A 10,237-nucleotide genomic window follows, 5' to 3' on the forward strand; every position below is an offset into this window, starting at 1 on the left:
AGACCTTCCAGCCGGCCTACGACTACGACACGGACGGGTGCTATCCCACACCCGCCATCGGACCGGACGGGACCATAGCCCGCCTGGGGGTTGACGATGTCGCGTGCCGCGTTGGCGTCCCATCGCTGGGCCGCCGTGCCGTTGCAGTCCCAGAGCTGTACGGGGGTGCCGTCGGCGGTACCCCCGGAGGCGGCGTCGAGGCACTTGCCGAGCGCCCGGATGGTGCCGTCGGTTCCCACGCTCCACCGCTGCGCCGCGGTGCCGTTGCAGTCGTAGAGCTGTACGGGGGTGCCGTTGGCGGTGTTCGCACCCGCCACGTCCACGCACTTGCCGCCGATGCCGGTGATCGGCCCGCCGGTCGCCGGGCTGTCACCCGTGGTGACCCGCACATGGTCCACGACGAGCTGCTGGGGGAAGACGGTGCTGCCGTCGGGGTCACCGGGCCAGTAGCCGCCGACCGCGAGATTCAGGATGATGAAGAACGGCTTGTCGAACACCCATTGGCGGCCGCCCAGATCGGCCGGCGTACGGGTCTGGTAGACGTTGCCGTCCACCGACCACGTCACCTTGTTCGGCGACCAGTCGACGGCGAAGGTGTGGAAGGCGTCCGCGAAGGCCTGGCCGCCGGGGAGCGTGTATCCGGCACCGATGCCGCCGGACCCCGAGTAGCCGGGGCCGTGCAGGGTGCCGTGGACGGTGGACGGTTCGAAGCCGACGTTCTCCATGATGTCGATCTCGCCCGAGGCGGGCCAGCCGACCTGCCCTATGTCGTTCCCGAGCATCCAGAAGGCCGGCCACATGCCCTGCCCGCGCGGCACCTTCAGCCGGGCCTCGACCCGGCCGTAGGTGGTGGTGAACTTGCCCGCGGTGTTCAGCCGGGCCGAGGTGTACTCGCAACGTCCGTACCAGCACTGGTAGTTGCCGGGGTTCTCGCGGCGGGCGGTGATGACCAGGTGGCCCTGCCCGTCGAGTGCGGCGTTCCGGTTGCCGGCCGTGTAGTACTGCCGCTCGTGGTTGTTGACGTTGTCGCCGGTCTCGATCTGCCACTTGCCGCTGTCGACGGCGGCGCCGGCCGGCCCGTCGAAATCGTCGGAGAACGTGACGGCGGCGGCCTCGGCAGCCGGCCGGAGAACTGGGTCGGCATGTGGTGACGGTGACGGCGCGCCGGTCGCCAGGCCGGTGCCGACCGTGGCCAGGACCAGTACGGAGACGACGGTCGCGAGCAGGCGCCGTGGGGAGCGCGGGGAGTCCATGACTCTCCCTTCCGATGCGTGAGGGAGGAAGGGGCTCCTGTCATGGATATGACAGCAGCTTAGTTCATCACGTGATTTAAGAAGTGAACTAAGCGAGTGTCAAGGGTTTGGTACGGACCTGGCGGGGCGGCCGCCCCAGGTGTCACCATCCCGCAAAATCGAGCGCTTGCAATCAAATGTGTCTGCAACTATTGTCGACGCTTGTAAGGCGCACTCACATACCTCTGAAAGGTCCTCCCATGCCTCTTGCGCTGCTGGCCCTGGCTGTCGGTGCCTTCGGCATCGGCACCACCGAGTTCGTGATCATGGGGTTGCTCCCCGAGGTCGCGGCCGACTTCGGGGTCTCGATCCCCACCTCGGGTCTGCTGGTGACCGGCTACGCCCTCGGCGTGGTCGTCGGCGCCCCGTTGATGACCGCACTCGGTGCCAAGGTGTCCCGCAAGCGGATGCTGATGCTGCTGATGGGGCTCTTCGTCGTGGGTAACGTCCTGTCGGCCATGGCGCCCACATTCGGCCTCATGCTCACCGGCCGGATCGTGGCCTCCCTGGCACACGGCGCGTTCTTCGGCATCGGCTCCGTCGTGGCGGCAGGACTGGTCGCCCCGGACAAAAAGGCCGGCGCGATCGCGATGATGTTCACCGGCCTGACCGTCGCCAACGTGGTCGGCGTTCCCGGGGGGACCCTGATCGGCCAGTCCATCGGCTGGCGCACCACCTTCATGATCGTCGCCCTGCTCGGCGTCATCGGCCTGGTCGGCATCGCCCGCCTCGTCCCCGACATGCCGAGGCCGCAGGGCGTGCGGCTGCGCGACGAGGCGGCCGCGTTCAAGAACGCGCAGGTGCTGCTGGCCATGGCGATGACCGTGCTCGGCTTCGGCGGCGTGTTCGCCGCGATCACCTACATCGCGCCGATGATGACCGAGGTAGCCGGCTTCGCCGACACCTCCGTCACCTGGCTGCTCGTCCTCTTCGGAGTCGGCATGGTCGGAGGCAACCTGCTCGGCGGCAAGTACGCCGACAAGCACCTCATGCCCCTGCTCTACACGACACTGACGGCACTGGCCCTGGTCCTGGGCCTGTTCACCGTCACCGCGCACCACAAGGTCCTGGCCGCGATCTCGATCCTGCTGATCGGCGCCCTCGGTTTCGCGACCGTGCCCCCGCTGCAGAAGCGCGTACTGGACCAGGCCCACGGTGCCCCGACCCTGGCCTCCGCCGTCAACATCGGCGCCTTCAACCTCGGCAACGCGCTGTCCGCGTGGCTCGGCGGCATCGTGATCGCCGCCGGCATGGGGCTCACCGCCCCCAACTGGGTCGGCGCCGTCCTCGCCGCGGCCGCGCTCGTCCTCGCGGTCCTCTCCGCCTTCCTCGAACGCCGGGAGTCCCGCGGAGGCAGCCGTCTCGTCGCCGGGTCCACCACCGCCGGTCCGGCCACCGCGACCGCCGGCACCACGCCCGCGGCCGTGACGACCGCAGAACCGGCACCGGTCACCGCAGCACGCCGCTGACCCACGCCACCAACGCGGAACCGCGCCGCGCAACCGCAGGAACCAACCAGCGGACCCACGCCGCACACCGCACGACGCAGTCAGCGGACCGCGCCGCACAACCGCAGGAACCAACCAGCGGACCGCGCCGCGCCGACGCAGGCAACACCCAGCAGATCGCACCGCGGACGAGGACCTCGCGGTAGAGCCGCCTGACGTCCGTGGAACGCGGCCCGGCCCGCCCGCCGCCGCTGTGGCATCAACTGCCGCAGCGGCGGCGGCGCATGTCCGGCCGTGTCCGGGGTCAGACCACGGCGCCCGAACGGTCCCGGTCCCTCGCCCTGCCGCGCTCCTTCGCCGGTTTCGCGCGCCCGGCCCCGCCGGTCCCGCGTGACTCGGGGTACCGGGACTGGAGTACGAGCGCCACGGGCATCGCGGTGAAGACGGTGGACGCCATCCCCAGCACCACTCCCGCGATCAGGGCGATCGAGAAGTCGGCCAGCGAGTCACCGCCCAGGACGGCAAGCGCGACGAGGACGAACAGCGCTCCCATGCCCGTGTTGACCGTCCTGGGCAGCGTCTGCGCGACGGCCCGGTCCGCCAGGGACTCCAGCGGGATCGAGCCGCCGGCCCTGCGGAGTTCCCGCAGCCGGTCGAGCACGACGACCGTGTCGTTGACCGAGTAACCGACGACGGTCAGCAGCGCGGCGAGGAAGACGCTGTCCATCGGCTTGCCGAGCCACGCGAACAGACCCACGACGAGGACCACGTCCTGCGTCATCGCGACGACGGCGGCCGTCGCGAACGTCCACCGGAACCGCACGGACAGGTACAGCAACTGTGCCGCGACCGCGACGCCGAGCGCGATCAGCGCGTACAGGCGCAGCTCGCTGCCCAGACTGGGCCCGATGAGATCGTCGCGTTCCACGGTCAACTGCCCTGCCACGTCGTCGAGCGCGCCGCGGATCCGCTCCTGCTCCTCGTCGCCGCTCTCCTTGGTGCGTACGGAGATCCCGTTGTCGCCGGTCGACTGCACGACCGCGTCGGGGAATCCGGCGCCGACGACCGCCTCGCGGGCCGTGTCCGCGTCGACGGACCGTTCGGCCGCGTACTGCACGACCCGGCCGCCCGTGAACTCCACCCCGAACTCCACACCGCGCACGCCGATTCCGGCGACCGCGAGGAGCAGCAGCCCCGAGCAGATCCCGAGCCAGCGGCGCCGGTGCCGCATCAGGCGCGGCGTACGCCGGGTGAGCCGCTCACGCAGCCGCCCCGGCCCGGCCATGCCGGTCAGCCCGGGACGGCACCGGACGTACGGGACGCTCAGCGCCCACTCGGCGAGCAGCCGCGTGATCAGCATGGCCGAGACCATCGACGCCAGCACGCCGATCGCGAGGGTCACACCGAAGCCCTTCACCGGGCCGGTCGCGAACACGAACAACAGCCCGGCGGCCAACAGCGTGGTGATGTTCGAGTCGGCCACCGCGCTCCACGCCTTGCTGAACCCGGTGCGCAGCGAGGACTTCAGGTCGCGCCGCCGGGCGCCGCCCCGGCCTCCCGGGCGGGTGAACTCCTCTCGTGCGCGTTCGAAGACGAGCACGTTGGCGTCCACGGCGATGCCGATGGCCAGCACGAACCCGGCGAGTCCCGGCAGGGTGAGCGTCGCTCCGAGGGCCACGACGGCGGCGTACGAGATCAGCCCGTACAGCGCGAGCGCCACCGTGGCCAGCAGGCCGAGGAGCCGGTACACGACGATGACGAACAGGCCGGTGCAGAGCAGTCCGATCACCGCTGCCGCCGCGCTGGCCCGGACGGCCTCCGCGCCCAGGGTCGGCCCCACGGTGCTCTGTTCCACGGTCGTCACCGGCACGGGCAGCGCGCCGCCCTTCACCAGGGCGGCCAGGTCGCGGGCCTCGTCCGGGGTGAACCCGCCGGTGATCTGCGCGGATCCGCCGGTGATGCCGGCACCGCAGGGCACGCTGCTCTGCATGCCCGGCGCCGACACCACCGCGTCGTCGAGGACGATCGCGACCCTGCGCGCGGGATCGGCGGGCGCCGCGCAGGCCGCCTCTCCCGTGATCCGGGCCCACTGCTTCGCCGCGTCGCCGCGGAAGGAGAGGTCGACGGTCCAGCCGCGGCCCTCAAGGGTGTCGAGCACCGCCTCCGCGTCCTCGACCCCGTCACCGGTGAGGGCGGGCGGGCCGAGCCGTAGGAACTGCCCCGGTGCGTCGGGGTCGGCGAGGACGCGCGAGCCGTCCTTCCCAGGAGCGCCCGCGGGCCCTTCAGAGGTGCCGGTGACGGGGTGGAAGGTCAGCTGCGCGGTACGGCCGATGACCTTCGCGGCCTCGCGCGGGTCCTTCAGGCCGGGAAGTTCGACGACGATGCGCCGCTCACCGGAACGCGCGAGGGAGGGCTCGGTGACACCGAGGCCGTCGACGCGCCGGCGCAGCACCTCCATCGCCCGGTCGGTTGCCTCCCGGTCGGCGGTCACGGTGGGGGAGTCCCGGGTCTCGAGGACGATGCGGGTTCCGCCCCGCAGGTCCAGACCGAGCCGGGCCGGTGTGGTCAGGGCGACGTACAGGGACACGGCGACGACGGCGAGCGCGATCAGCGCCCGCCAGAACGTTGCGCGAGATGACATGGGTGCTCCACGGGCAGCACGCAGGCGCGCCCGGCGCCTGCGCTGAATGGGGACGCGAGGAAAAAGACGTCACGCGCACCCGTCCGCGGACACGCCGCGGTGCCGGACGGCGGACGCCTTGGGGCCCTGTCGGCGGTTCGGCCGGTACAGGCCCCGGAACGTCAGCTGCGCCGGGTGGAGGGAGGACCGCGGGTGTGCCGCGGGTCGTACACGCCGGAGGGCGGAGCCCGCTCCTGGCGCGGGCCGGCCGTCTCACGGCCGTGCAGGGGATGGGCGTGCGCGGACACCGGAGCACCGGGCAGCGCCGGGGGAGTGCCGGGCGGCCGTTGGGTGTTCTCCGCGGCCAGTAGTTGGGGGACCGCAGCGACAGGCCGGGCCTGGAGTGTGTTCGGCACGGTCCGGTGCGCCGCGACGGGGCGGAGGGGGGTTCCCGCGATCGCCTTGGCAGGCGCCACCGCGACGGGGCCGGCGACGGGCTGCGCACCGTGGCCGGCGGCGCCGGTGAGAAGGAGGAACACCGACCAGACGCCGAAGAGGGCCGCCGGCAGTGCGGTCGCGAGGACGAGCCGGACCCGTCTCCCCATCCCGCCCTCCCTCACCGGTCGTCGCTCCCTGTGGACGTCCGGCATCCCGCCGGACGTCTGCCGCCGCTCAGCCTAGAGCCTGGCGGGCGCACCACCGCCGCGGGTGTCGGTCTCCGCGGAGTGTCCGAAGGGTGGAACACCTGATGGACGGCTCCGGCGCACCACGCGTCCCGTGGCTTACGATCTCGGCGGACGGTCGCGGACCGCGGCCTTCCGTGTCCCCCCACTCCTGGAGGTCATCGTGTTCGGGACGGCCAGCGGCCATCGCAGCCACCGCAGCAGCTTCCGCGTCCGCGCCACAGCCGGTGCCGTGGCCGCCGGGATGTTCCTCGCCGTCGGATGCGGCTCCTCCGACGAAGGGCCGGGCGAGGCCGCGGGAGGCGTCCCCGTGGTCGAGAAGGGCAAACTGACCACCTGCACCCACCTGCCCTACCCGCCGTTCCAGTTCGAGCAGGGCGGCAAGGTCGTCGGCTTCGACGTCGCGCTGATCGACCTGGTGGCGAAGAACCTCGGCGTCGAGCAGAAGATCCTCGACACGCCGTTCGAGAACTTCAAGACCGGCGCGTTCCTCAACTCCGGGGAGTGCGACCTCGCCGCGGCCGGCATGACCATCACCGACGACCGCAAGAAGAACGTGGACTTCTCCGTCCCCTACTTCGACGCGACCCAGGCGCTGCTGGCGACCAAGAAGAGCGGCGTGACGTCGCTCGACGAGGTCAAGTCGGGGAAGAAGAAGCTCGGCGCCCAGGCGGAAACCACCGGGGAGAGCTACGCCAAGAGCCAGGGCTTCGACCCCGTCGCCTTCGAGAGCTCGGACGCGGTGCTGAACGGGCTGCGCACCGGCCAGGTCGACGCGGTGATCATCGACTACCCCGTCGTCCAGGGCTGGCTCAAGGACAAGGCGAACGCCGCCCAGTTCGCCCTCGGCCAGAACATCGAGACCGGTGAGCAGTACGGCTTCTCGGTGAAGAAGGGCAACGACAAGCTGCGGGCCGCCATCGACAAGGCGATCGAGGACGCCCGGGCCGACGGCACCTACGACAAGCTCTACAAGCAGTGGATCGGCCCGCTGCCCAAGGCGCAGTCGTGACCTCACGCCTCACCCGCCGCCAGCGGCGGCGGGTGTCGCAGGGCATCCAGTACGCGGTCTTCGTCGCGGCGCTCGTCGTGATCGGCCTGCTGGCCGACTGGGACCGTCTGCAGAACCAGTTCGCGCAGAAGGACCTCGCCTCCGAGCTGTTTCCCGCCATCATCACCACCGCGCTGCGCAACACGGTGGTCTACACGGTGTCCGGTTTCGTCTTCGGCCTGGTACTCGGTCTGGTCATCGCGCTGATGCGGTTGTCGTCGGTCGCCCCCTACCGGTGGGTGGCGGGCGTCTACATCGAGATCTTCCGCGGTCTGCCCGCGCTGCTGATCTTCATCTTCGTGGGTGTGGCCGTGCCACTGGCCTTCCCCGGCACCGAGATCCCCGGCGGCACCTACGGCAAGGTGGCCCTCGGTCTCGGTCTGGTCGCCGCCGCCTACATGGCGGAGACGATCAGGGCGGGCATCCAGGCGGTGCCCAAGGGGCAGATGGAGGCCGCCAGATCGCTGGGCTTCTCGCACGCCAGGGCCATGGTCTCGGTGATCATTCCGCAGGCGTTCCGGATCGTCATTCCCCCGCTCACCAACGAACTGGTCCTGCTCTTCAAGGACTCCTCGCTGGTGCTGTTCCTCGGAGTCACCCTCGAGGAGCGCGAACTGACCAAGTTCGGCAGGGATCTGGCCAGCCAGACCGCCAACTCCACGCCGATCCTCGTCGCGGGGCTCTGCTACCTCCTGGTGACCGTGCCGCTCAGTTTCGTGGTGCGCCGCCTCGAGGCCCGCGCCGACAAGGCGAGGTGAGGGTTCGCATGCCGGTCGGGTCACAGTCGTCGGGAAGCGGGAGCAGCGGGATCATGGACAGTTCGGACCGTTCCGAGATCGAGATCCGGGGCCTGCACAAGTCGTTCGGTGACAACCATGTGCTGCGCGGCATCGACCTCGACATCGCCCGGGGCGAGGTGGTGTGCGTCATCGGCCCGTCCGGTTCCGGCAAGTCGACGCTGCTGCGCTGTGTGAACCTCTTGGAGGAGCCGACCGCCGGCCAGGTGTTCGTGGGCGGCACGGAGGTCACCGACCTCGATGTCGACATCGATGCCGTGCGCCGCCGGATCGGCATGGTCTTCCAGCAGTTCAACCTCTTCCCGCACATCAGCGTCACGGAGAACCTGACGCTGCCGCAGCGGCGGGTCCTGCGCAGGGACAAGGCGAAGGCCGCGGAGGTGGCGCGGCGCAACCTGGAGCGGGTGGGCCTCTCCGACAAGGCCGACGCCTTTCCGTCGCAGCTCTCCGGCGGCCAGCAGCAGCGGGTGGCGATCGCCCGCGCGCTGAGCATGGGACCGGAGGTGATGCTCTTCGACGAGCCGACCTCCGCGCTCGACCCGGAGCTGGTGGGCGACGTCCTCGCGGTCATGCGCCAACTGGCGGCCGAGGGGATGACGATGATGGTGGTCACCCATGAGATGAGCTTCGCCAGGGAGGTCGCCGACCGTGTGGTCTTCATGGACGGCGGGGTGATCGTCGAGGAGGGGCCGGCGGAACGGGTCGTGGGGGACCCGCAGCACGAGCGCACCCGCAACTTCCTGATGCGCATCCTGGATCCGGCCGCCGCGGAACAGCCGGGGGAGACCGGCTCGGAAGGCCCCGCCAAGGAGCTGTGATCCGCACACGGGCGTCTGCCCGGTGCCCCGGCCGGGCGGGGGCGTTCCCGGCCGGGGCCGCGCGGATCAGCGTCCCGGGCACTCCTTCCAGGCCAGGTGGTAGATGGTGCTGATGTCGCCGTCGGTGGAGTCCATGGTCATGAAGCTGGTCTGTGACGGGTCCGACGTGCCCGCGCTGACCCGCAGTTCCGTGTTGATGTTGAAGTTGCGCTGGACACCGCAGGGCGCCCACACCAGCTGCGCCCAGTCCGTCTCGTCCGTGGCCTGCCAGTTGTCGTCGTACGGGCCGCGGAACGAGTGCGTGCGTGACTCGGTGTTCGGCGAGCCCTGGAAGTAGTACGACGCCTTCTCGGTGCTGCTCGCGCCGGGCTGGAGCGAGGCATAGCCTCTGTAGTCGGCGCTGGCGACCGCGTACGTGAAGCCGTGCGGCACGTGCACGATCAGATTGAGCTGGCAGTTCTTGCGGAACGCGGTGCTCGGGGCGCCGCCGCCGACCTGGGCGAGGTAGTCGCTGTACGTCACGGTGAAGGCCGTGTTGTCCTGTGAGACGGCGACGGCGGCCGTCCCCGCGGGACATCCGGAGCCGTTGACCGTCGCCACCTCGATCACGATCCTGTCCGGCGGCGGGTCGGTGATGACGGACGGGCTCTGTTGCGAGGGGATCGCGGAGGCGAGCAGCGCGGCCAACGCGCCGCTCACCAGCAGTCCACCGGTCATGGTTCTCCAATCCATTGCTGTCGGTGCCGGGCGGTCCGGGCATGGGGATGCCCGGCCGTCAGGTGGGGGGTGCGGCCGTCCGCTCGCGTGGCGTGGGCCGTCACGGACCAAGTGCGCTGGACCGTCCTGTGATTCGGCCGTACGTGCCGGACTTGTTGAAACGTCATGCACATGACATATTCGGCCGAGGCTCCCGGGGCGTTCGCGGCCCGGGAGTTGGTCGAATGGTAGAAACCCATGGCGGGAAGGACCAGAGCGATGTCCGGCCATTCGGCCGGCCTGCCCGGCGGCGGCCTTCGGCTCAATCCAGCAGTCGCAGCGAGGTGTCCGCGATGCCGAGCGACACCGACTGGCCCCATGTGAGGCTCAGGGCGTCGCTCTCCATGCCGTCGCCGAAGACGACCAGCCGGTCCGACTCCACGGTGATCCGGAGCCGTTGCCCGCGGCCGAGCACACCGGCCACCCGGCTCGTCCCGGTCGTGGGGGACGGCCAGGCCTCCCTGACGAACCACGCGAGCCGCGGCTCGGCGGGACCGGGCAGCGCGAGCGTGCTGCCCCGCTCCTGCCACAGTGAGCGCAGCCAGCCGGTCGCGCCCGTCCCCGTGCCCACCAGCACGCCCGACGACGCCTGGGCCTCCCCACCCGATTCCTTCCGGCCCGGTCCCTCACCGTCCTCGTCCAGCCGGTAACGGGCGGTCTGGTGGCCGGGGCGGCCGAGGTAGATCTCGTTCAGCGCCGGCAGCCGCTGGGTGTCGTCGGCGACCGCCTCCACCATGGTCAGCTCGTCCGCCGAGCGCCCGGGCAGCACGGC

8 protein-coding genes and 1 pseudogene are annotated in these 10,237 nt (G+C 70.8%); 4 read left to right on the plus strand and 5 right to left on the minus strand.

Annotation, left to right across the window (positions count from 1 at the left end; translation table 11 throughout):
* Positions 1 to 1,253 (minus strand): family 16 glycosylhydrolase (locus tag ACWGH4_RS22790; RefSeq protein ID WP_453463786.1); only part of this gene is annotated, 1,253 nt, incomplete at its 3' end.
* A 239-nt stretch (positions 1,254 to 1,492) separates the two neighbouring features.
* On the opposite strand from ACWGH4_RS22790, the gene ACWGH4_RS22795 reads away from it, so the two are divergent.
* Entirely contained in the window at positions 1,493 to 2,761 is a 1,269-nt protein-coding gene (locus ACWGH4_RS22795; RefSeq protein WP_441262470.1) for an MFS transporter, read from the plus strand.
* A 283-nt stretch (positions 2,762 to 3,044) separates the two neighbouring features.
* Here ACWGH4_RS22795 and secD read toward each other — a convergent pair whose 3' ends face one another.
* A complete protein-coding gene (gene secD, locus ACWGH4_RS22800; RefSeq protein WP_453463789.1) occupies positions 3,045 to 5,381 on the minus strand; it encodes a protein translocase subunit SecD in 2,337 nt (778 codons plus the stop codon).
* 161 nt (positions 5,382 to 5,542) lie between these two features.
* Positions 5,543 to 5,965 (minus strand): hypothetical protein, encoded by a 423-nt coding sequence (locus ACWGH4_RS22805; RefSeq protein WP_453463792.1) that lies wholly within the window; start codon positions 5,963 to 5,965, stop codon positions 5,543 to 5,545.
* A gap of 322 nt (positions 5,966 to 6,287) precedes the next feature.
* Between ACWGH4_RS22805 and ACWGH4_RS22810 the strand changes: the two genes are divergently transcribed.
* Genes ACWGH4_RS22810 through ACWGH4_RS22820 form a run of 3 tightly spaced genes read left to right on the plus strand, consistent with a single transcriptional unit; the run spans position 6,288 to position 8,709 of the window.
* A complete protein-coding gene (locus ACWGH4_RS22810; RefSeq protein ID WP_453463801.1) occupies positions 6,288 to 7,055 on the plus strand; it encodes an ABC transporter substrate-binding protein in 768 nt (255 codons plus the stop codon).
* Positions 7,022 to 7,852 (plus strand): ABC transporter permease subunit, encoded by an 831-nt coding sequence (locus ACWGH4_RS22815; RefSeq protein ID WP_441262473.1) that lies wholly within the window; start codon positions 7,022 to 7,024, stop codon positions 7,850 to 7,852. The genes ACWGH4_RS22810 and ACWGH4_RS22815 overlap by 34 nt, the downstream gene beginning before the upstream one ends.
* Before the next feature lie 53 nt (positions 7,853 to 7,905).
* Positions 7,906 to 8,709, plus strand: coding sequence for an amino acid ABC transporter ATP-binding protein (locus ACWGH4_RS22820; protein ID WP_453463795.1), 804 nt, complete (start codon positions 7,906 to 7,908; stop codon positions 8,707 to 8,709).
* 66 nt (positions 8,710 to 8,775) lie between these two features.
* Here ACWGH4_RS22820 and ACWGH4_RS22825 read toward each other — a convergent pair whose 3' ends face one another.
* Together ACWGH4_RS22825 and ACWGH4_RS22830 are read right to left on the minus strand one after the other, a co-directional pair.
* Positions 8,776 to 9,426 carry a DUF4360 domain-containing protein gene (locus ACWGH4_RS22825; protein ID WP_453463798.1) on the minus strand — a complete coding sequence of 217 codons (651 nt, stop codon included), beginning with the start codon at positions 9,424 to 9,426 and terminating at the stop codon, positions 8,776 to 8,778.
* 301 nt (positions 9,427 to 9,727) lie between these two features.
* A pseudogene (locus tag ACWGH4_RS22830) lies at positions 9,728 to 10,237 on the minus strand (hypothetical protein); the annotation flags it as partial.

Source organism: Streptomyces sp. NPDC054847 (genome assembly GCF_053610925.1).

What these genes read in the sequence shown, in the direction of transcription:
- ACWGH4_RS22795 (WP_441262470.1), top strand. Translation starts at nt 1,493, where the DNA reads ATGCCTCTTGCGCTGCTGGCCCTGGCTGTCGGTGCCTTCGGCATCGGC.
- ACWGH4_RS22810 (WP_453463801.1), top strand. Translation starts at nt 6,288, where the DNA reads ATGTTCCTCGCCGTCGGATGCGGCTCCTCCGACGAAGGGCCGGGCGAG.
- ACWGH4_RS22805 (WP_453463792.1), bottom strand. Translation starts at nt 5,965, where the DNA reads ATGGGGAGACGGGTCCGGCTCGTCCTCGCGACCGCACTGCCGGCGGCC.
- secD (WP_453463789.1), bottom strand. Translation starts at nt 5,381, where the DNA reads ATGTCATCTCGCGCAACGTTCTGGCGGGCGCTGATCGCGCTCGCCGTC.
- ACWGH4_RS22820 (WP_453463795.1), top strand. Translation starts at nt 7,906, where the DNA reads ATGGACAGTTCGGACCGTTCCGAGATCGAGATCCGGGGCCTGCACAAG.
- ACWGH4_RS22825 (WP_453463798.1), bottom strand. Translation starts at nt 9,426, where the DNA reads ATGACCGGTGGACTGCTGGTGAGCGGCGCGTTGGCCGCGCTGCTCGCC.